26 protein-coding genes are annotated in these 21,688 nt (G+C 36.0%); 12 read left to right on the top strand and 14 right to left on the bottom strand.

The window, feature by feature from the left end; genetic code table 11:
- The first annotated feature begins 35 nt into the window (after positions 1-35).
- The 8 genes from BW951_RS13730 to BW951_RS13765 all read left to right on the top strand — a co-directional run bounded on the left by BW951_RS13730 (position 36) and on the right by BW951_RS13765 (position 5,771).
- Positions 36-254, top strand: a complete 219-nt coding sequence (locus BW951_RS13730) for a hypothetical protein (RefSeq protein WP_056010943.1) — start codon at positions 36-38, stop codon at positions 252-254.
- Positions 244-534 (top strand): type II toxin-antitoxin system RelE/ParE family toxin, encoded by a 291-nt coding sequence (locus BW951_RS13735; RefSeq protein WP_076393800.1) that lies wholly within the window; start codon positions 244-246, stop codon positions 532-534. Before BW951_RS13730 ends, BW951_RS13735 begins: the two co-directional genes overlap by 11 nt.
- A gap of 29 nt (positions 535-563) precedes the next feature.
- The gene (locus tag BW951_RS13740) at positions 564-1,448 is read left to right on the top strand and encodes a bifunctional 5,10-methylenetetrahydrofolate dehydrogenase/5,10-methenyltetrahydrofolate cyclohydrolase (protein WP_050377698.1); all 885 of its coding nucleotides are present in this window, start codon (positions 564-566) and stop codon (positions 1,446-1,448) included.
- A 7-nt stretch (positions 1,449-1,455) separates the two neighbouring features.
- Positions 1,456-2,085, top strand: a complete 630-nt coding sequence (locus tag BW951_RS13745) for a 7-carboxy-7-deazaguanine synthase QueE (RefSeq protein ID WP_076393810.1) — start codon at positions 1,456-1,458, stop codon at positions 2,083-2,085.
- A gap of 41 nt (positions 2,086-2,126) precedes the next feature.
- On the top strand, positions 2,127-3,497 hold the full coding sequence (locus BW951_RS13750; protein ID WP_076393811.1) for an exopolysaccharide biosynthesis polyprenyl glycosylphosphotransferase: 1,371 nt from the start codon (positions 2,127-2,129) through the stop codon (positions 3,495-3,497).
- A 105-nt stretch (positions 3,498-3,602) separates the two neighbouring features.
- Positions 3,603-4,355, top strand: coding sequence for an MlaE family ABC transporter permease (locus BW951_RS13755; protein ID WP_076393812.1), 753 nt, complete (start codon positions 3,603-3,605; stop codon positions 4,353-4,355).
- The gene (locus BW951_RS13760; protein ID WP_076393813.1) at positions 4,355-5,170 is read left to right on the top strand and encodes an ABC transporter ATP-binding protein; all 816 of its coding nucleotides are present in this window, start codon (positions 4,355-4,357) and stop codon (positions 5,168-5,170) included. Before BW951_RS13755 ends, BW951_RS13760 begins: the two co-directional genes overlap by 1 nt.
- Positions 5,154-5,771 carry an outer membrane beta-barrel protein gene (locus BW951_RS13765; RefSeq protein WP_076393814.1) on the top strand — a complete coding sequence of 206 codons (618 nt, stop codon included), beginning with the start codon at positions 5,154-5,156 and terminating at the stop codon, positions 5,769-5,771. The genes BW951_RS13760 and BW951_RS13765 overlap by 17 nt, the downstream gene beginning before the upstream one ends.
- Before the next feature lie 38 nt (positions 5,772-5,809).
- Here BW951_RS13765 and BW951_RS13770 read toward each other — a convergent pair whose 3' ends face one another.
- Both BW951_RS13770 and BW951_RS13775 read right to left on the bottom strand, forming a co-directional pair.
- Entirely contained in the window at positions 5,810-6,127 is a 318-nt protein-coding gene (locus tag BW951_RS13770) for a hypothetical protein (protein ID WP_076393815.1), read from the bottom strand.
- Positions 6,128-6,216: 89 nt separating this feature from the next.
- A complete protein-coding gene (locus tag BW951_RS13775) occupies positions 6,217-7,023 on the bottom strand; it encodes a M48 family metallopeptidase (protein ID WP_076393816.1) in 807 nt (268 codons plus the stop codon).
- Positions 7,024-7,129: 106 nt separating this feature from the next.
- Here BW951_RS13775 and BW951_RS13780 point away from each other — a divergent pair, with 106 nt between their 5' ends.
- On the top strand, positions 7,130-7,675 hold the full coding sequence (locus tag BW951_RS13780) for a DUF4251 domain-containing protein (RefSeq protein ID WP_076393817.1): 546 nt from the start codon (positions 7,130-7,132) through the stop codon (positions 7,673-7,675).
- Between the two features lie 182 nt (positions 7,676-7,857).
- On the opposite strand, the gene meaB is transcribed toward BW951_RS13780, so the two are convergent.
- On the bottom strand, positions 7,858-8,841 hold the full coding sequence (gene meaB, locus BW951_RS13785; RefSeq protein ID WP_076393818.1) for a methylmalonyl Co-A mutase-associated GTPase MeaB: 984 nt from the start codon (positions 8,839-8,841) through the stop codon (positions 7,858-7,860).
- A gap of 479 nt (positions 8,842-9,320) precedes the next feature.
- On the opposite strand from meaB, the gene BW951_RS13790 reads away from it, so the two are divergent.
- Together BW951_RS13790 and BW951_RS13795 are read left to right on the top strand one after the other, a co-directional pair.
- On the top strand, positions 9,321-9,611 hold the full coding sequence (locus tag BW951_RS13790) for a c-type cytochrome (RefSeq protein WP_076394116.1): 291 nt from the start codon (positions 9,321-9,323) through the stop codon (positions 9,609-9,611).
- Positions 9,612-9,632: 21 nt separating this feature from the next.
- Positions 9,633-9,923 (top strand): cytochrome c family protein, encoded by a 291-nt coding sequence (locus BW951_RS13795; protein ID WP_076393820.1) that lies wholly within the window; start codon positions 9,633-9,635, stop codon positions 9,921-9,923.
- A gap of 106 nt (positions 9,924-10,029) precedes the next feature.
- Here BW951_RS13795 and BW951_RS13800 read toward each other — a convergent pair whose 3' ends face one another.
- The 10 genes from BW951_RS13800 to BW951_RS13845 all read right to left on the bottom strand — a co-directional run bounded on the left by BW951_RS13800 (position 10,030) and on the right by BW951_RS13845 (position 19,430).
- Complete coding sequence (locus tag BW951_RS13800) at positions 10,030-11,022, bottom strand: enolase C-terminal domain-like protein (protein WP_076393822.1); 993 nt, start codon at positions 11,020-11,022, stop codon at positions 10,030-10,032.
- 63 nt (positions 11,023-11,085) lie between these two features.
- Complete coding sequence (locus BW951_RS13805; RefSeq protein ID WP_076393824.1) at positions 11,086-13,659, bottom strand: T9SS-dependent M36 family metallopeptidase; 2,574 nt, start codon at positions 13,657-13,659, stop codon at positions 11,086-11,088.
- 74 nt (positions 13,660-13,733) lie between these two features.
- Positions 13,734-14,249 (bottom strand): tetratricopeptide repeat protein, encoded by a 516-nt coding sequence (locus BW951_RS13810; RefSeq protein WP_076393826.1) that lies wholly within the window; start codon positions 14,247-14,249, stop codon positions 13,734-13,736.
- Positions 14,236-14,934 (bottom strand): peptide chain release factor H, encoded by a 699-nt coding sequence (prfH, locus tag BW951_RS13815; RefSeq protein WP_076393828.1) that lies wholly within the window; start codon positions 14,932-14,934, stop codon positions 14,236-14,238. Before prfH ends, BW951_RS13810 begins: the two co-directional genes overlap by 14 nt.
- A complete protein-coding gene (locus BW951_RS13820; protein ID WP_076393830.1) occupies positions 14,913-15,500 on the bottom strand; it encodes a hypothetical protein in 588 nt (195 codons plus the stop codon). Before BW951_RS13820 ends, prfH begins: the two co-directional genes overlap by 22 nt.
- A complete protein-coding gene (locus BW951_RS13825; protein WP_139326161.1) occupies positions 15,497-16,033 on the bottom strand; it encodes a hypothetical protein in 537 nt (178 codons plus the stop codon). Before BW951_RS13825 ends, BW951_RS13820 begins: the two co-directional genes overlap by 4 nt.
- A gap of 99 nt (positions 16,034-16,132) precedes the next feature.
- A complete protein-coding gene (locus BW951_RS13830) occupies positions 16,133-16,678 on the bottom strand; it encodes a nucleotidyltransferase family protein (protein ID WP_076394118.1) in 546 nt (181 codons plus the stop codon).
- An 86-nt stretch (positions 16,679-16,764) separates the two neighbouring features.
- Positions 16,765-18,156, bottom strand: a complete 1,392-nt coding sequence (locus BW951_RS13835) for an RtcB family protein (protein WP_076393834.1) — start codon at positions 18,154-18,156, stop codon at positions 16,765-16,767.
- A gap of 11 nt (positions 18,157-18,167) precedes the next feature.
- Positions 18,168-18,656 (bottom strand): hypothetical protein, encoded by a 489-nt coding sequence (locus BW951_RS13840; RefSeq protein ID WP_076393836.1) that lies wholly within the window; start codon positions 18,654-18,656, stop codon positions 18,168-18,170.
- A gap of 36 nt (positions 18,657-18,692) precedes the next feature.
- The gene (locus BW951_RS13845; protein WP_076393838.1) at positions 18,693-19,430 is read right to left on the bottom strand and encodes a hypothetical protein; all 738 of its coding nucleotides are present in this window, start codon (positions 19,428-19,430) and stop codon (positions 18,693-18,695) included.
- A 702-nt stretch (positions 19,431-20,132) separates the two neighbouring features.
- On the opposite strand from BW951_RS13845, the gene BW951_RS13850 reads away from it, so the two are divergent.
- The gene (locus BW951_RS13850; RefSeq protein ID WP_076393840.1) at positions 20,133-21,083 is read left to right on the top strand and encodes a fasciclin domain-containing protein; all 951 of its coding nucleotides are present in this window, start codon (positions 20,133-20,135) and stop codon (positions 21,081-21,083) included.
- Positions 21,084-21,164: 81 nt separating this feature from the next.
- Here the strand turns inward: BW951_RS13850 and BW951_RS13855 are convergent, their stop codons facing one another.
- Positions 21,165-21,665, bottom strand: a complete 501-nt coding sequence (locus tag BW951_RS13855) for a hypothetical protein (protein WP_076393842.1) — start codon at positions 21,663-21,665, stop codon at positions 21,165-21,167.
- Between the last annotated feature and the right edge of the window lie 23 nt (positions 21,666-21,688).

Below are 21,688 nucleotides of genomic sequence, written 5' to 3' on the forward strand. Positions count from 1 at the left end.
TGATTTTCGTTAATTTTGATTAAAAATACAAAGATATGAGTACCATTACCATCCATCTTAAAAATAAAGAAGAAGAGACTTTAATGGAAAATCTTTTGAAAAAGATGAAAATCAGCTTTGAAAAAAATGAGGATGATTTTGAGCTGACGGATGAAATGAAAAGGGTGATTGATGAAGCTTTAAAACAAGACCGATCAAAAGCAATAGATGGCAAAGAATCTTTAAAAAGAATCAGAGCTAAATATGGACTTTAGTTATAAATTCTTGCCCACTGCCGAAAAAGATATTGAAGAAGCAACAAAGTATTATGCTGATATCTCGGTAAAAGTTTTAAAAAACTTCAATAAACAATTAGATCTGGCAATTGATAGAATAATTACAAATCCGTATTTTCAGAAAAGGCATAGAAATGTAAGAGCTTTCACTGTAAAGAAATTTCCTTACATTATTTTCTATGAAATTAGTGAAGATGAAAAAATGATTTATATCCTCTCCGTCTTCTGCACACACCAGAATCCGGAAAAATATCCATAAAAATCTAATAAAAAGTAATAAAAGTAAAAATGGCAGAAATTCTTGACGGATTAAAAGTATCCAAAGAAATAAAACAGGAAATCAAAGCTGAAGTAGAAAAAATTCTTGCCAACAAGAGAAGAGCGCCGCATTTGGTAGCCATTCTTGTGGGAAACAACGGAGCAAGTAAGGCTTATGTAAATGCAAAAGTAAAAGATTGTGAAGAAGTTGGATTTCAATCGAGCTTAATTAAATTTCCAAGCACCGTTTCAGAATCTGAATTATTGGAAAAGATCGATGAATTAAATAAGTCGAAAGCAGTAGACGGATTTATCGTTCAGTTGCCTTTACCAAAGCAGATTGATCAGGAAAAAATCATCAACGCAATCGATCCGAGAAAAGATGTTGACGGTTTCCACCCTGAAAATTTCGGAAAAATGGCTTTGGAAATGGATACGTTCTTACCGGCAACACCGTTTGGAATTTTAACATTACTGGAAAGATATAATATTGAAACAAAAGGTAAAGACTGTGTAATTATCGGAAGAAGTAAAATTGTAGGAAGACCGATGAGCATTCTGATGGGAAGAAAAGATTTCCCGGGAAATTCTACGGTAACGCTAACGCACTCTTACACTAAAGACATCGAAGAATATACTAAAAAAGCTGACATCGTAATTACCGCTTTAGGTGATCCTCACTTTTTAAAAGGTGAAATGATAAAAGAAGGAGCTGTAATTGTGGATGTAGGTATTACAAGAGTAGACGACGATTCTCCAAAAGGATATTATTTGGCGGGTGACGTAGATTTCGACAGCTGTGCAGCAAAAGCAAGCTGGATTACGCCGGTTCCGGGAGGAGTTGGACCTATGACGAGAGCGATGCTGATGAAAAACACCATCATTGCTTATAAAACTTCGGTCTATAACGACTAATTTTAAAATGAATTTAACAGAAGAAATATTATTAAAAGAAGGTAAAATGCTCCCTGTAATGGAGCATTTTTACACTCTTCAGGGAGAAGGAGCGCATACCGGAAAAGCAGCCTATTTCATCAGATTAGGTGGTTGCGACGTCGGTTGCCATTGGTGTGATGTAAAAGAAAGCTGGGATCCTAATCTGCATCCGTTAATGAATGCAGAAGCGATTGCCGAAACCGCAGCTAAACACTGTAAAACAATTGTCTTGACGGGCGGTGAACCTTTGATGTGGAATCTTGATATTTTAACCGGAAAGTTAAAAGAATTAGGCTGTTCCATCCATATTGAAACTTCGGGCGCTTATCCTATGAGCGGACAAATCGACTGGATTACACTTTCGCCAAAGAAAACAGGACTTCCGAAAGAGGAAATTTACGCCAAAGCTCATGAGCTTAAAGTAATCGTTTTCAATAACAATGATTTTAAATTTGCAGAGGAACAGGCCGCAAAAGTTTCGGAAAACTGTACTTTGTATCTTCAGAGCGAATGGAGCAAAAGAGATGAAATGTATCCTAAAATTACAGACTTCATTTTAGAACATCCGGAATGGAGAGCCTCAGTTCAGACCCATAAGTACCTGAATATCCCGTAAAAAATATGTAACTTAGCCTTTCGTATCCGAAATACTGATAGATGCAGAGAATTCGATACTCCAGATACCTGAAATCGATCATCGTTTTGCTTGACCTTATGGTTATTGCATCTATTTTTATATTCTTTTTTCTGAGCAGAAATGAAAATTTAAAATACAATCAGGAAACCTGGTATCAGAATTTATTTTCTCTGGCGTTATTATTTCTGTTCTGGATGCTTCTCAGCGGCAGGACAAAGATTTATAATATTCCGAGAAACCTTACTTATACCTTATTCTTAGAAAGGCTTTTAATTCATTTTTTGCTTTTTATTATCGGAGTTTTACTCATCGGAAAAGTTAGCTATAATGTATTTTTCAATTCGGATATTTACTGGCTTTCGTTTTACCTGTTCTTCTTTATTTTCCTTGCGAAATCTTTAATTTATTTTGGAATTAAATACTTCAGAAGTCTCGGAATCAACCACAGGAATGTCATGTTTCTGAGCGAAAACAGCTCTACAGAAGTTTTAAAGAATATTTTAAAGGAGAGAAGAGATTACGGTTATAAAATATTCGACTATAAAAATTCTGAAATTAAAGCTGAAGAACTGATTGATTTCTGGAAAACGAACGGAATTCATACCTTATTTATTCCGACCGAAAATATATACAACGAAAAACAGGAAAGAGAGATTTTCAGATTAGCAGAAGCCAATAAGGTACACATTTCCCTTATTCCAAGCATTGTTCAGAACAATTTCTTTCTGTATGATATTGGCTATATTCAGACACAGCCTGTCCTCAATCAGGCAAAATATCCTTTAGATTATCATTCTAATTTCCTGCTGAAAAGAACTTTCGATGTTATTTTTTCAGTAATTGTTTTAGTGGGAATCTGTTCTTGGCTTTTTCCGATCATTGCAATATTAATCCGTTCATCTTCTAAAGGTCCGGTTTTTTTCATACAGGAAAGATATGGTTTCCATGAAGAAGTTTTCAGATGCATCAAATTCAGAACGATGGTTGTGAACGATGAATCGTCTACCAAAACCACTTCGGAAAATGATTCCAGAATTACGAAAATCGGAAAATTTTTAAGAAAAACAAGCCTCGATGAAATGCCTCAGTTCCTGAATGTTTTGAAAGGTGAAATGTCTATTGTAGGGCCGCGACCGCATATGTTGGCTGTAGACGATTATTACAAACCTAAAATCGGAAGATACAGTTTAAGAAGTATGGTAAGTCCCGGAATTACGGGTCTTGCGCAGGTAAACGGACTTCGCGGTGATGCAGGAGATGTGGAAGTGGAAATGAACAAAAGAGTTTTGGCAGATGCTTTCTACGTAAGAAACTGGAGTTTCTTACTGGATCTTGTTATTATTTTGAAAACAATTTTACTGGTGGTAGGCGGAGATAAAAATGCAAAATAATGTTTTTGGTCTACATTATGATATACTAAATTTAATATTAAAACAGAGCTTCAGTCTTAGTCTCAAGTTTAATTTAATTCAATAAAAAAAGTCTAATTTAGCAGAATGTTAAAAAAGTTTTTTACAGCAGTCGGAGAATACATTCTTCTTCTTGGTAAATCTATTCAGAAGCCTCAGAAAATGAAGGTTTTCTGGAAGCTGTTCATGAGAGAAATCAACGATTTGGGCGTCAACTCTTTCGGGTTGGTGATCTTTACTTCGATATTCGTGGGAGCTGTTGTTGCCATTCAGATGTTCAACAATTTTGATGCTTCCGATTTCCCTATTCCTCCATCATTTGTAGGATATGCTACGAAAGCAGTATTAGTTCTGGAGTTTTCTCCAACCATCATCAGTTTGATCCTTGCCGGAAAAGTAGGTTCCTATATTGCTTCAAGTATCGGAACGATGAGGGTTTCCGAGCAGATCGACGCACTGGACATTATGGGAGTAAATTCTCCAAACTTTCTTATTTTACCTAAAATTATTGCCTGTGTTATTTTTAATCCTCTGTTAATCGCCATCAGTATTGTTTTTGGTATCGGAGGCGGTTATGTGGCTGGAATTTTAACGGGAAACTGGACAACCAATGATTATGTTGTGGGGATCCAGATGTATATGCCTAATCTGTTTATTTATTATGCATTTACCAAAACAATTGTTTTTGCCTTTATTATTGCTACAGTTCCATCCTATTTCGGATATAATGTAAAAGGAGGTTCTCTGGAAGTAGGTAGAGCGAGTACTCAGGCGGTAGTCTGGACGATGGTATTTATTATCCTTTCGGAATTATTATTAACCCAATTAATTTTAAGCTGATGATTGAGGTAAAAGATCTTAAAAAGAGTTTTGATGAAGTTGAAGTACTTAAAGGAATTTCAACAACTTTCGATAAAGGAAAGGTAAATTTAATTATCGGGCAGAGTGGTTCCGGAAAAACGGTTTTCCTTAAAAGTTTACTGAATGTTTATCAGCCGACATCGGGAGAGATTCTTTTCGACGGAAAAGACATCAATGTAATGACGCGTGAGGAAAAACAGCATCTTCGTTCAGAAATCGGGACTGTATTTCAGGGAAGTGCTTTGTTTGATTCTTTAACGGTGGAAGAAAATATTATGTTTCCACTGGATATGTTTACCAATTTAACATTCAGAGAAAAGAAAAAAAGGGTTTTTGATGTTATCGGAAGAGTACATCTTGATAAAGCCAACCGAAAATTCCCCTCTGAAATCTCGGGAGGAATGCAGAAACGTGTGGCAATTGCAAGAGCTATTGTCAACAATCCGAAATATCTTTTCTGTGATGAGCCAAATTCCGGACTGGATCCTTATACATCGAATGTCATCGATGATCTTTTGCTTGAAATTACCAAGGAATATAACACAACAACGATCATCAATACCCACGATATGAATTCGGTAATGACGATTGGAGAAAAAATTGTCTATCTGAGACTGGGAATTAAAGAATGGGAAGGAAATAAAGACGTCCTGATTACGGCGGGCAATAAAAATCTTATTGATTTCGTTTATTCATCAGAATTATTTAAAGAACTGAGAGAATATCTGCTTGAGAATAATAAAACTATTGATAATACCATTACAAAAATAGAAGATAATGAAAAAGGCACTTAGTATCGCATTAATAGGTTTTTCTATGTTTGCTTCTGCACAAATTTCCCTTGCAGGAAAAGCAAATTTAATTTTTCCTACGGGATCTCCTTCATGGAAAAACATTAAAGGAACCGTAAACCAGGCAATTGAAGGAGAAGGTAAAAATAATGTAGGCTTCAATATTGGTCTTTCTTTAAAAGCGAATCTTCCTGCATCGTTCTTTCTAATGCCGGAATTGTATTATACGACTTTTAAAAGTGATTTTACAGATCCTGCCTCCAATACCACTTTTGATATTAAAAACAACCGTCTGGACTTACCTGTATTAATCGGACATAAAGTTTTAGGTGACTTTTTAGGGGTGTATGTAGGTCCTGTTGCAAGTTATAATTTAAGCAAAGAAGATACTTTTAACGATTTTCAGGAAAATGCAAAAGACAATTTTACAGTAGGCTATCAATTCGGGGCACAGCTTGAAATTAAAAAATTTCTTGTGAATGCCAAATATGAAGGAGCTTTCAGTAAAGATTCTAGAAATTTCATTAATAAAGTTTCCGGTCAGGAAATCAGATACGATAACAGACCTAACTTGTTTATGGTAGGTGTGGGATATAAATTTTAACGGGCGAAAATAACAACTGATAAAAAATCCTCAGATCATTAGATTTGAGGATTTTGATTTTCACGACTGCGAAGTTCTGCTTCACGTCTTGCAATTTCTGCAGCCTGCTGTTCAAGATCTTCCTTATCTTTCTGCAACTGCTTAAATTCTTTTCTTTTCTGCTCAGCTTTTATGGCACTTCCTTTACTTACGTATCCTACCATTCCGCCGATAATTAAGCCGATTCCAATCCCTCCTAAGATTCCCATAATATGAGACATCTGAAGATCATTAATGGTAAAATTATTAGACGTTAAATAAAAAAGCAGGATAGATAAGGCTAAAAGTACAAGCCCGATAATGGTTAAATTTTTCATAGTGTTGTGTTTAAGTGTTTAATTAAAAAGCCCCATCAAATTTATTAAAATTCAACAAGGCTTTTACTCAAGATTAAATTCTTTATGATTTATATTTTTCCACCTGCAGCCTTGTAATATTCTAAAGCTTTAGGCAAATTTTTATTAATATCCGAGATTCTTGTTTCAGGATTCGGGTGAGTGGAAAGGAATTCCGGTTGTCTTGCTCCTGTAGATGCAGCTTCCATTCTGTTCCAGAAAGGAATTGCTTCTCTTGGATCGTAACCTGCCATTCCCATTAAATATAATCCCATCTGATCTGCCTCAGACTCCTGATTTCTTCCGTATTTCAATAAAGCAACCTGAGATCCAATTGGATAAACCTGCTGGAAAACGCTTGCCCACTGAGAATTTGAAATAGATCCTCCCAAAATCTGTCCGCCATATTGTGCGATCATAGCCTGAGAAATTCTTTCGTTTCCGTGTCCTGCCAAAGCGTGAGAAACTTCGTGTCCCATTACCACAGCCAAACCGTTCTCATTTTTTGTAACCGGTAAAATTCCTGTATATACGGCAACTTTTCCGCCCGGCATACACCATGCATTGAGCTCGTTGCTTTGAAGAAGATTAAATTCCCAATTGTAGTTCGCAAGATCTGCGGAACGCCCGATTTGCTGATAATATCTTTCGGCAGCAGATTTTATTCTGGAACCTACACTTACCACTTTTTTCGCATCTGCAGTTCCGGAAATAACTTTAGATTTTCCTAATGTTGTTTTGTATTCCTGAGCAGACATGGTCATAATTTCCGAGTTATTTGCAAGCTGCAACGAAGATCTTCCCGTAATCGGGTTCGTTGTACAGGCAGCAACCGACAGAGCTAAGGCTCCCATTCCAAAAATGTGTTTTATTTTCATAGTGCGAGTGTATACGTTCAACCTTTACAATTTTTGTTCCAAAATAATTTTAAACAATATATTTGCATATAATTTGCTATTTAAATTTAACAATTATTTTAGTATTATGAAAAAGTATATTTCGATTATATTTATTTTTGGATTTCTGATGATCTTCCAAAACTGCTCTTCTCAAACCGCTACGGATCCTTCCGCTGTAACAGCACTTGTGAATTCCGAAGACTTCTCGTTTCATGCAGAAAGAGCTACACCCACGAATTATGACGTTATTAATGTGATGGGTTCTCTTCCCAATGCTACAGCGTCGAGAATTCTTGATCTTTCGGGAAGCAATTATTCTATTGATCTGAGAAAAGATAAACTTGAGGTTGTACTGCCTTATTTCGGAAGAGTTTTTAATCCTACTTACGGAAATACGACCCAAAACAGTTACAGATTTACTTCAAAAGATTTTACGGTGACAAAGTCTCAGGGAAAAAAGGGAAAATGGATCGTAAAAATTAAAGTGAATGACCAAAGTTCTGTTGATGAAATCAATATGGAGATTTTCAAAAACGGAAAGGCTTTTACTTCCATCAGAAGCAACGACAGACAGCCGATTTCTTATGACGGATATATTACGAAAAATGAAGAGGAGAAAGAAAAGCTTTAATTGAAATTTAATTGTCCGTTTATTAACCTAAAGCTTCGACAGGCTCAGCTTGACATCGCTAGAAATCAAGCGTTTATTATTAGAGGTATCACACTGAGCTTGTCGAAGTGCCTGTTATAAATAATTGATTTTCATATCAGTGTAAAGTAATAGGTTGTTTAACGGATATTCAAAAATTAAAATTATTCTTTAAACAAAAATTTATCCACAAATAATTTTGCTTCGGTACTTGGATTTGAAATCATGGCTGAAGCATTTTTTTTGTGTTGAAGATATGCTTCTTCCACGGAATTATTTTTTTTCATCACAGAAAGAATATATTCCTGAACCCAATATTCGAAACGTTTTTCTGCCTGTTGGATTCTTACCTCTTCGAAACGGTTGGTTTTCTTTTTAAGATTAATAAAATCATTAATTTTTTCAAAAACATCATTCAGACCTTCATTACTTAAAGCGGATCCCAGTAAAACAGGCACTTTCCAGTCTTTTTCCTTTGGGGGAATAAAATCTAAGGCTCTTTTTAATTCCAGTCTTGTATTTTTGGCTTTTTGAAGGTTGTCCTGATCGACTTTATTGATGAAAATAACATCCACCATTTCCATAATTCCGCGTTTGATGCCCTGAAGTTCGTCGCCACCGCCAATGATTTTTAAGAATAAAAAGACATCCGTAATATCGGCAACTAAAACTTCAGACTGCCCTACTCCAACGGTTTCTATTAAAATATAATCGTAACCTGCCGCTTCGCAGATCATCATGGTTTCGAAAGTTGTGTTTGCCACTCCGCCCAGAAATCCGGAACTCGGAGAAGGTCGGATAAATGCATTTTCTTCTTTGGCAAGTTCTTCCATGCGGGTTTTATCGCCCAAAATGCTTCCTTTATTGATGGCTGAACTTGGATCAATGGCTAAAACTGCCACTTTTTTGCCATTGGCAATGGCAAGTCTTCCGAAATTTTCAATGAAAGTTGATTTTCCGGCTCCCGGAACGCCCGTCACTCCTACTCTGGTTGAGTTTCCGGTAAAAGGCATGATTTGTTTGAGGAGTTCTTCTGCCTGTATTCTGTGTTCGGCTTTTTTACTTTCAACTAATGTTATGGCTTTTGCGATCAGGCGTTTGTTTCCCGATCTTATTCCTTCTATTAGCTCTTCTGTAGAAAATTTCATTGTTTCAAAAATAGACAATTAAACGGGAATGGTCAAGAGGGAATGTATTGGATTACGGAATTTTTAAGTTGAGTTTTTAGGTTTGTCTTTCATTACAATGCATTAGAAATATTGTAACTGAACTCTGACCTAGCCCCGATTGGAGTATTTGTCTGAGCTCATTTTAGGGTTTCGGCGGCAGCTTCGCTGCCGCCGAAACCCTAAAATAGCGAGTACGGAAAGCGGGAAACAGCTTCAGATAAAATATTTAGAATTTAATTTCTCTAACCACCCCGTCAAAAATTCTTCCGAATTTTTGACACTCCTCCATAGGAGGGGAATTTCTTCGAATACTTTTTATTCATTTCATTATTAATAATTAAACATTAAAAATAAACTTTCTGACTCGTGTTGTAATTTTTATTTCTTCTAAATTATGTACAATTTTATCAATGGAAACGGTAATTTGCTACATTTGTTTGAATAAACAGTTAAAAAACATGAAAAAACTTATCGCTGTAGCATCATTTGCTGCCGTTTTACTGGCATCCTGTACTCCAAAAGCTTCAACAGCAACGGCTCCTGTAGCTTCGACTTCTACAGCAGAACAAATTGCACAAGGAAAAACAATTTTCGAAAACTCTTGCGGAAGATGTCACAAATTACCGGATCCGGCTTCCCATACTTCTGTTCAGTGGGTCGGAATTATGAATTCAATGGCTCCGAAAGCAAGACTTACTGATGAACAGCATCAGTGGGTGTACGATTATATCGTATCTGCAAAAAAATAAATCACAACAAAAAATAGTAATATGAAAAAACTGATTTTGGATATGACGTTAGCTTCTGCAACCATCGTCGTATCGTGCGGACCAAAAAGTGTAGCCGTAACTGGGCCAAAATACACCTCATCCGAACAATTGGCTCAGGGAAAAACCATCTTTGAAAATTCCTGCAACAGATGCCACAAATTGCCGGATCCTGCAAAACACGACGATCAGGGCTGGATAAAAACATTAAGCAGAATGGCTCCGAAAGCGAAATTATCGGAAGATCAGCATCAAATGGTTTATGATTATCTGATTTCAGCAAACAAAAAATAGGCTTCTTTTGAAGTCTATTTTTGTTTTAGTGACTATGAGTTAAATGCTAATTGCAAAGATTTTTAAAAATTCACTAACAAAGTGTAATTGACGATTCATTATTCACTTATTTAATCATAATTCCCAAACCTGATTCTGAAGATAAAATAATTTTTCCGTTTTTCACAAAACTTCCTGCTGCATAATCATTTGAGATTAAATTAGCTCCGTCTAAATCGGCGTAATCTACCATTCCTGTTAAATTACAGGCTGCTGAAATTCCCACGGTAGATTCCGTCATACAGCCAATCATGATTTTGTAATTCAATGCTCTTGCTTTTCTGATCATTTCTAAAGCAGGGGTTAATCCGCCACATTTCATTAATTTGATATTGATGCTTTTATAATAGGGAGTTAATTTGTCTAATGAATCCAAATTCTGACAATCTTCATCTGCCATCCAGTTTGCAAAAGATTGTTTTTCTAAAATTCCATAATCGTCAATTGGTCTTGGCTGTTCCAGGTAAGAAAACTTCTGAACCTCATCATTTTCCTGAAGCCAGATACAATCTTCATCCGTAAAACTTGCATTGGAATCAAGAGCGATATGTCTGTTAAGTTTTAATAATTTTTCAACGTTGTTTTTATTTAAACCTTTGCATTTCACTTTGAATTTATTCCATGAACTTTTTTCGATTTTTTCAATCTGATGATCGATTTCACCGACAGAAATGGTGATGGAACTTTCAACTAAATGATCTGATGGAAGGTTATTTAATTCGGTAAAGCTTTTATTTTCCAGTTTGCCGAAAAGATCCCAATAAGCGCAATCTAATGCAGAGAGTAAAAACGGATGCAGATTTAAATTCAACAGATACTTGAAAAATTCTTGAGGATGAGTAATTGTACAGCTTTGAATCTGAGACTGAATTTCTTTTAATTGTAAAATAAATCTCTGAAGATCAATCTGATAATAATCGATCGCTACACATTCTCCGTAACCCTTGCAATTCTGATGAGATAATTCTATGAGCAAGGCTTCTCTTTTATCATAGTTCCCGTAAGCAATTGAAAATGTTTCTTTTAAATATAACGGTCTGCGTTCAAATCTTAATTCCATTATTAAATGTACAAAAAAGGAAGCCTAAATGACTTCCTTCTTAAAATTATTTGATTGAATAATTTATCTAACAATCAGTTTTTCTGTCTGAGTTTTTTCACCCTGTCTGATGTTTACCATATAAACTCCTTTTTGTAATCCTCTGGTTGAAAATGCCTTTTTGGAAGTGTTTTCACGCGTATCGGAGAATACTAATTTTCCTGACATATCGAAAAGTTTTACTTTCACATCTTCCTTGGATTTATCAATATTTCCTACAAAGAATTCATCATAGGTAGGATTTGGAAAAACGACATATTTTGTTTCTGCGTTTCCGGCTTCCTGAGTTGCCAGTACAATATCACATTCTGCAGGATAGGTAAAACTTTCTACCTGATCTGTTCCTACGGTTTTGCTTCCGGCAGAAGCTCCTGTTCCCAAACCTCTTTTAGCAAAGGCTTTCCAGATCATACATTTATCTGCTCCTCCTGTTTTAACCTGATCTGCCTGAAGAATGGCATCTCTTCCGTCAATAAATGTAGGACTGCAGGCCTGAAGTTTCAGCCCATCCATTACCAATTGTAAAATTCTGGCATTACCTGAATTCGGATTGGCTAAAACATCACTGTTATACCCATATTTTTCTACATATTTCCACGTAAGATCCCAAAGCATGGAAGCCCATACAAATCCTATGGAGTGAGAATCTGTCATAGAATTTGTATTGTTATACGTGTAACCGTTTACTGTAAAGTCCGGTGAATATTTTGCAGGTCTGATTCCGTTTCCTGTTGTTGCCTGCTCCGCAACATAGGTTGCCATTCCTCTTGCCAGAGAAGAAGTATCTCCCGGTCTGGTTGTAAGCATCAAGGCAAAATAATCTGACCATCCTTCTCCCATCTGTTCAGTAGAGTTGGTTGAAGAAAGACAACTGTATCCCTGCCCTGTTAGTCTGTTGGAAATTCCGTGACCGTATTCATGGGCAACAACTCCATTGTCTAAACTTGAATGTTTAAATCCGTTAAAATCATTAATTAAGGTAGCGTTTATTGTATTTCCTCCCGAAATCTGTGCTACTAAAAATTCTCCTTCGGTTTTCCCCATGTTAATTGAAGGAATTGTAACCTGATTTCCATAGGTTCCTGCTCCCATAGTTGTTGGAGTATCTGTACTTGGTCTGTAAACAATAACGCCTACTGCACCTGCATTCTGAGCGTTTAGAACTTTAAGACTGTATTCGCAGGTGGTACTGGTTACAACGGCGATTTTTCCCGTAAGACTTCCTGCTGCAGGTTGTGTACAGGCATCCGCCGGTGAAGAAACAGCAAGATTTCCTGTTACGGACTGACCTTCGAACAGCAAAGGCCCAAAAGAAGCGGCACCGGTTAAAACTTTTGGACGGCTTGCAACGGTAGAGGGAGAATTATACTGATACCGTGAAATAGGATCTGCGCTTGTCTGTGCTCTTGACCAAAGATACATCTGCATTCTTGGCGCAAGAAGGTAAGTTGTTCCGCTGATTACCGTTTCATATCCTGAATTGAAATTGGCGTTATTCAGCCCGCTTCCGTCGAATGCTTCTGCATTTACTGCATCTCCGCTAATTCCTCCGTTTCCAAAATTATTTGTTTGAAAATTTCTTGCCGACTCTGTAAACCCAAACTTGTAAAAAACATCATGAACCTTATTGTTCATGTAAAAAAGATTGGTAATGGCTGCATCTTTATGTGTAAACGGATTGATGTATCTTCCTTCTGCGAATGTGAAGTCAAAATTTCTTGCAGCTCCGCCGTCCGGAGAATATCCCGGTGTGTTTGCATTTGCCTGATCGGAGTAAGCATACACATTATTTCCTCTTGTATTGGTATAACTTGCTGTACCTGTAGAATGCCATCCTTCAGGTGATGCCGTGAGATCCCAAGGATTGTTTAAAACAGCGCGCGATCCGAAACTTGGAGCTTCCACCGGTAGAGGAAAAACATTATAAGAGGCATTAGACGGAACTAATAATGAAGTCGTTTTCTGAGAATCTGAGCTTTCAGTAGTAAATTTTACCGGTTCTGAATAAGAGTTCTCTTCACTGCTTTCGTTATGATCAAAATTACAGCTTACCGTAAGATTGTCTTTAGTAAGTATTTCTCCTGTGGAAGCATCTGCAATTACGTGCCATACATCTGAAGATTTCTTGTCTGAAACAAAAATTTCTTTAGCCAGTACAAATACATTATTCTTTTCAAAATAAACATTGGGTAAGTACTCTATTCTTGAAATTTCCTTCAAGTTTAAATTTTGCTTTAACGTTTCTTCAGGAATTCTTTCCTTCGGACTTCCCTGATTTCCGATAACAATCTCTTTTTTGAAATCATTTTTTTCAGAGATAATTTTTTCATCTTTTATCAAAACTTTGCCTAAAGCATTGTACACACGAAGACCGTCGTAAGTCTGCTGTACGTTTACAATATTTGCACCAAGGCTTTTGGAATTGTCTTCATTAAGAATAATAAATCCGAGCTTATTATCAAAATTATTTTTCTGAGTAAGCTGCGCATTTTTTTTATAGTAATCCTGAATCAGTGATTTAGAATTTTGAGCATTTACTGTACTGTAAGCGAACATTACCGCTACAGAGAATGGTATATAAAATATATTTTTATTCATGTGGCTGATTTTAAGCAAATCTAAGATTTTTTATGAATGGCTGTCAAAAAAATATATTATGTTAAAAAGGAGACTTATTTCGTCTCCTTCTCTTTTTTCATCTTCTTTTTCTTCGGCATTTTCGATTTGATGAATTTCTTTCGATTCTTTACCACATTCAAACTGTATTCTGTAAAACAGTACTTTGCAGATTCATCTAAAAATTTCAGGGCATTCACAAAACTGCCGCGCTTTTCAGAAAGTAAAGATCTGTAAAACCATAAGGTTGCTTTATCAATTCCCTTGATTTTCAAAGAATAATCGATCAGTTTATCGGCTTCCTGATAATCTTCGTTATCAATAAGACAGCTAATGTAGTATTGAGGAACATTCAGGTTGGTAACATCACACTGCATGGCTTCTTCAAAGTACAGCTTTCCTTTTTCATAATCTGATAACATTTCGCTGTATATTCTTCCCATCAGACAAAGACTGTCTGCGTCTTGAGGATCATAAGACAACGCATAGTTCAATGCTTCCAGACATTCCGGCAAACTGTACGGATAATTGTCTAAAGCCTCAAAATAGTATTTATTTTTAGTTAAGGTCATTTTTGTAGTTTTTTAATTCGTTTTTGAGCTGACTTCTCTGTTTTTTAAACGATTTGTCTTCATAACTCTTTTTAAAATCGGTTCCGGAAAATGTACGTATCGGATTTCCGCGCTGAACATTCAGATGATTGTTCCATGTTTCCTGCATTCTTTTCTGGAGCTGAATGATATTCTGTTCCAAAACTTTTGCTTTAAGTCTTTCAATCGAAAGTTTTTTATTTTCCAACTGTGAACGCGAATCCTGAACGAAAACACTTTGTCCTGTCGGAATGTGTGTTGCGCGAACCGCCGTATTCACTTTGTTTACATTTTGTCCGCCGCTTCCCTGACTTCTGGTTGTCTGAAACTGAATGTCCTTTTCATTAAAATTGATTTTCTCCAATCCCTCCAGTTCAAAAACGCCGATAAACCAGTTGCTTCTTTTATGCAGTTTCCGGAATGTACTTTTGCCAATCCAGCAAATGCTTCCTAACCATGTACTTAAAAATTCATTGAGATTTTTTGATTGTAAAAGCAAAGTCACCGATTTCAAAGTAAGGTTTTCATCGCCATTTTCACGGTGAATAATTTCGTAATCTATATTGTTATCTTTTGCCTCTTGAAGAAAATGTTTCAGAACTTTTGCAACCACCCATTGGCATTCTAAAGGTCCTCTTCCTGAGGTTATTTGTATGAGTTTTTCCATTTTTGTAAAATTTTTAAAATTGCCTCTCTGTTTTTGGCTTCTTTAATAAATGTCGGTAATCTTTCTACCATTTGCATTCTGTAAGGTAATCTTGTTCTTAAATCTGATGAAACATAATTTTCCATTTCCAACAGATGCTCTCTGTTTCTCGCCCAGAATAATTTCCCTTTAAAATCTGCCTGAAAATAATACGGACAACCGAAAACAGGATCGTGAATTAAACCTTCTTCTTTGGGAAAAGAATTCAAATACTTTTCAGTTTTTGGCTGAATTTGAAACTGAGAATCACATGCATCACATTTTACATTACTGATTTTAGGTTTCTCTTTTAAGTTGCCTTGCTCATAACGTATGGGATGTGCACAAATCGGGCAGTAAAGATTGACAAAAGCTTTGTACACCAAAAGATCTAATGCATTCTTCTGTAAATCGCAATGTCTGCATTTCAGAGCTGCCTGTTTATAATTGTGTTCATTTTCCACGACAGCATCTTCACCGCAATCCGGACAGACTACGAGAAGGTTTTCGTAATATTTGAAATGTTCCTGTTTGTATATTTTTTTCATTTTGTGTAATTATTTCTAAAATGAGCGGGATGAATAATATCCGAAAACAGACAATCAAAAACAGTCGGATCATCATTACAATCTGTAGAAATAGACCCTGCTTTTAATAGAGCCAATTCATCTGTAACTTCTTCGTAACCGTTTTGTTTCAATATTTTTAAAATTGAACTGTATTTTTCTTTTTCATAAAGATCAGCAATTATTAAAACTCGCTCTGTTTCATCTTCTCCTTTTCTAATTATTTCAAAGTTTTGGATGTAATAAAGCTTTAAAAACCAATTAATCCAAACCTTACAACAGTGAAGAGGTTTTCCTGATTCTAAATATGTATCAAAATCCCAATCCTCATAACCTTTACTTTTATCTACCTCATCGATATCTTCATTTAAATAAAAATTCCAGACATCTGAAATGTCTCCCATTTCTTCTTTCGAAAATTTATCAGTTTCTGAAGACAAAGACTGAAAATGCACGACAATATTTAATTTTTCAAATTCATTTAAAAACAAATTGGTTACATTAGGGTTATTCAAAAATTCGTTTGCTTTTTCTCTTAATAATTTTCTGTTATCAGAAAAATTCTGATTTATAAATTCGAATATTTCTTTTTTAATCTCGTCTTCCATCTTAATTTATTTCGGCATTTCACTTAATTTCGGATGACCAATAGGATCAATCCTTTTTTCCAGTAAATCTTTTGCAGCCATAACTGCCCAACATTTATCGCTGGAATGAATGTTTCTGTAAAACGTGAGCAAAACTTCAGGCTTTACGACAGTAAATCCGTTAGCTTCAACAGTTTCAAGATCATTTCTTTCAAAGAAATCGATTGTGATCCTGTGGAATTTTCCGTTTTCCAGCTCAACCGTTTTCTCATATCTTCGGAAATTCTCTTCGCTCTGAAGATGATCGTACCTTGTCCAGACTTTCTGAAAACCTTCCTGTTGAAGGATTATCACTACTTCTGCTACGTTTTCTTTTTTTACAAACACATCAATATCCTTATGGTCGTGCGCGTGTTTGTATTCCGTATGCCCGGGTTCAGACATAAAATGCCAAGCCCAACCTCCTGAAATAATAATTTTATCTTTTAATTTTTCTAAAATTTCGAGTCCGCTCTGAATTCTGAATTCCGGCCAGACTTCACCGTATCTTTTTATATTATGTGGTGCTCCCATTTTTTTATTTTTGTTTTGTTGATGGTTGATGGTTGATAGTTTGTAGTTAAAATCCATCAACTAACAACCACAACCTATCAACCAATCTATTTATCCATTCTTACCATTCTCGGCTGGAAAGTTCCCAGAATATCCACCAGTTCACTTTGTGCATTCATCACTTCGTTGATGTCTTTGTATGCCATCGGTGCTTCTTCTGCATTTCCGCCCATTAAGGTGACATTCTTTAATTTTAATTCTTTTTTAATATCATTTTGAGTAAAAAGGTTTCTGCATTCGCCTCTTGAATGGGCTCTTCCGGCTCCGTGAGAAGCGGAATTCAGAGAATCCGGATTTCCTTTTCCACGAACGATAAATCCTTTTGCCGTCATGGAACCGGGAATCATTCCCAATTCGTTTTCATTTGCCGGAGTTGCTCCTTTTCGGTGAACGATTACTTCTTTTCCGTTGTGGATTTCTTTCCATGCAAAATTGTGATGGTTTTCAATCTTTGCTTTTACTCTTCCTCCTACCGCTTTTACCAGTCTTCTGTGAATATCGTCATGACACGCAGAAGCGTAATCTCCTGCAAGATTCATTGCGGTCCAATATTCTAATCCGAGATGCGTATTCAGATCCAGCCATGCAAATTGTTGAGCTTCTTTCGGCAAAGGACACTGTTCTGCCGCAACTCTGGAATAATACTGGGCGATTTCTGCTCCCAATCCACGCGAACCGCTGTGCGAAAGGATTCCGAGGTATTTTCCTTTCGGAAGTCCGATCTGTTCATCTTCTTCCGTAATTTCCACTTCTCCGAATTCCACAAAGTGGTTTCCGCCGCCGGAAGTTCCCATCTGTTTGATGGCTTTTCCTTTTAATCTTCTCAAAACCGGAATGAGATCAAACGTATCTCTGTAGAAAATTTCATGGTCGACGTGAGATTTGTGAGTTTCGTACATTCCGAATTTGGTATGTTCAGCAAGCGCTTTTTCGTATTTGTCTCTTGCTCCTTCAAGATATGAAATGGGTGTATCCAAAATACTGAGGCTCATTCTGCAGCCAATATCCATCCCGACTCCGTAAGGAATCACGGCATTTTCTACCGCGAGAACGCCTCCGATCGGAAGTCCGTATCCGCTGTGTGCATCGGGCATTAAAGCTCCCTGTGTTGAAATAGGCAGTTTCAATGCTGTGTACAGCTGATTTTTTGCTTCATCTGAAATATTGTTTCCGAAAATATTAAATGTCGCCCGATGTGTATTGAGCATTCTTTTCTCGGTTTTCTTGGATGAAAGCAAAGCTTCCGCAATCTGTCCGAAGGTTAAATCTTTTTCAAAGTTTTCGGGATTCACCAGAATATCTTTTAGAATAGATTTGACGTGATGGATGTTTTTGGTGGCAAAGTTCCTTTTCATCACTTCCAGCGCAATGTTCACACTCTGGTTATTCGGATAGCCTAATTTTAATATATCTTTTCCTTTAAGTTTTAAATTTCCCATTGTTTTTTGTTTTAATTGTCTTCCCAAATGACAAGGCATTTTTTGTCCTGCCAGAATGTTTCTAAGGTCATATTGGGATTTCCTGTTACTTTAATGGTAAGAGGACTAAGTCTTACACTGAGTTTGTGTGATCTGCTTCCATAGGTTCCTATGTCTACCATCTCATTGCCCAAAAGCGTAAGATTTTTGTTTTTTAAATATTTATAAATTGCAGGAACCTGTAAATCTGTTCCTCCCGTCATTTCTGCATGGGGATTCCGTAAAGCTTTGGCTGTATAAATAAGCTCTGATAAATCTTGCGGATGATTTTCAAAATGTTCTTCATAACTTTTGTAATAGATGGTTTCCAAAGCATCTTCCTGAGCTATAAACTCATTGTGGATAAAATATCCTATGTGCCAGTTTTCGCCATATTTGCGGTTCCATTCCTGCTGTCTTTTCTGCTGCTGTTTTATATTTCCTGCTTTTCCTATTTTTCTTTCTGCAACTTTCCAGGTCATGCTTACTTTTTGTTGTTTAATGATTTATCTGAAAAATTAAAATTCTCCGTCTGTAAATATTTCTGCAAGCTCTTCTGCGGAGATCCTATAATTAAAATATTTTCTCACTTTAATTTTCCTTTTATATTTATCCTTCCATTTATCGGGTTTCCCATAAATGTTTTTTTGAATAATTCCTATTACTTTGTGTTGATTTAAATAGGAGTCTAATGCATTATATTCTTTTTCTAAATCCTCATCTAAAGGTTTATAGTGTGTAATCATATTGGGTCTTACTCTCAATACGAATCTCCAAGGTTCTGTAAATTCATAATATTCTTTGATCAATTTTTTGTTATGGGCGTAATATTCTTTTTTTACAAAATACTGTCTTTCGCGTTCCGTTAAACCAAATTTCGGATCGTTCCATTCCCAGGGAAGAACGTTTGCGGTTTTTTGTTCTTTTTCCACGTAAATTCTTCGTCCGGATTTTCTTTTCTTTTTTAGAAATTTTCGGCTGTCGGAATACATTTCCGTATTGATTTTCTTTAAAAGGTTTTCGAAGAAATCGCCGTCTTTAGAACGTTTTACATCATCTCTTACGACAAAAAATCTCACAAATCCTTTCTGATAAGGTTTTTCTAGCGGAATGAGCGGAATATTCCTTCTTAATTTCCAGACTTCTCTATGACGATTATATTTTTTTCTGATCTGTTTTTCTACATCTTTTTTTATAGTTCTTTTTCTGCTTCTCAGACTTCTTATTCGAGAATACAGAAGATGATCTTTTTCCATTTGTTTGCCGGATTTCAGAATTTCTGAACCATTTTTTGCATTAAACCATCTCCAACTAAACCTATAGTTGAATTTACTTTTACCATTCCTCGGTAAGATTTTTCTTACGCCGAAATGATGATACGGATCCTTTTTTTTAGCCCAGATTGCAGCGGCATCCTTTTTTGTTGCGACCGGAGCGAAGCGCAGGTCGTAATAAAAAAGATACAGCGGAAAGCTGGAAATAGCTTCAAATAAAAAATTATCTGCTAATTCAAAAAAATCCTAAATACTAAAAAGATTTTTCGGGGAAACTGTTTGAGTTTGAAATATTGCGCAATAAAAAAACCCGAAATCTCTACGACTTCGGGTTTTGATATTTCATTGTACTGTTATTCTAAGAGTGTACCAAACCACGAAGCCTCGCCTTTGCAAAAGGCAATCCTACTGTTGAAAGCTGATTGTATATGAACATTACTTCGTTGTTTTTAAATGGTTAAACTTTATTTTACGCTGCAAATATATACATTTTTCTGAATATCAAAATTATTTTTCGGTTTTTTTATCGAATCTGTAATGTTTTTTTCATGGAGACTGCTTTTTTCATCAATCTCTCTTTGTGGCTCGAGAGCTAAAATGACAAAAAATAAAATTAATTTTACTAAAATAAATAAAAAGGTATAATATTTGCCTATAAAATTTTACATCTTAACAAATAATATTATGAGAAATTTCTTTAAACCTCTACTATTTTCGGGAGTTGCCATGCTGTGCATTATCTCCTGCGACGACAATGATGACAACATGATAACTGAGAAGACCACGTATGAGCTGGTTTCTTCAGACAGTAATTTAAGCAGTTTAAAAGCTGCCATCGACAAAGCAGGTCTTTCTGCAACTCTTAACCAAAGCGGAACTTTTACGTTATTCGCCCCAACAAATGCCGCTTTTGCAACTTTTTTACAGGCAAACGGATATGCAAGTCTTAATGACGTTCCTACAGATGCTCTGAAAACTCTGCTGATGAATCACGTTCTGAATTCTGAAGTAAAAGCTGCAACAATTTCTACCGGCTATGTTTCTACTCTTGCTATGGGATCTGCTTCTTCCACAAGACCAATCAGTATGTTTATCAATACGAATGGCGGTGTAAAAATTAATGGGGTATCGAATGTTGTTGCCACAGATATTGATGCCAACAACGGAGTAATCCACAAAGTAGATGCGGTAATCGGTTTGCCGACAATCGTTACTCATGCAACGGCAAATCCTCAGTTTACATCTCTGGTTTCTGCTCTTACAAGAAGTGATATGCCAAATTTTGTTGGAATTTTAAGCGGAACTGCCAATTCTCCGTTTACGGTTTTTGCACCTACCAACACAGCATTTTCTTCTTTGCTAACAGAAATCGGAGCGGCTAATCTTGCAGCCATTCCAAAAACGACTTTGGAAAATACCTTGAAATATCACGTCGTTACCGGAGCTAATGTAGGATCTAATAATCTTACAAACAATATGATGGTTCCAACTTTCCAGGGTGGAAGTTTTAAGATTACCACAACGGGCGGTGCTAAGATTACAGATAACAACAACAGAGTTTCTAATATTATTGTAACCGACGTACAATGCAGCAACGGAATTATCCATGCAATTGATAAAGTTTTGCTACCCTAATTGTTTTTTTTTCATATAATATTTAGCAAAATAGGCTGCCTCATTTCTGAAGCAGCCTATCTTATTTTTTAATTTTTATATTTAATCTTTAGATCCCAGATCATCCATCGGATCGTCCATTCCTTTAATGATATTGGAATGATAAACTCTTTCTGATCCTAAGAAGTAAATATTGTGCCTTGCTTTTGCTATAATTCCGTTATACTCTTCTTCAGTCATTCCTTCAGGAATATCTGTTTTTTCTTCCGCAGGTTTTCTGTATACCTGCAAAGCTCCGTTTTTATTCAGTACTGAATTGGCAGAAACTGCCTGTTCCAGATTATCGGCATAAACGATAACATTATTTTTACCAATACTGTGTTTTCTGTACGCATCAAGCATATCATTGTCATGCGCAAAGGTATATTCAAAAAATCCTTTGGTCTGCTCATCTTCCTGATAATTGTCGGTTGACAGCCCGCTTTCAAGGTTTGATCTGGAAATAATAATATTTGCTTCATCAAAGCCGTTTTCTTTTAAATCTTTTTTAATTTCTTCTGTATCTACCGTTACAGGAAATACGGAAACTACTGTATAAGCCATAATATTTTGTTTTGATTATGGAG

This window comes from Chryseobacterium gambrini (assembly GCF_900156825.1).
In the GTDB taxonomy this organism is placed as follows: domain Bacteria; phylum Bacteroidota; class Bacteroidia; order Flavobacteriales; family Weeksellaceae; genus Chryseobacterium; species Chryseobacterium gambrini.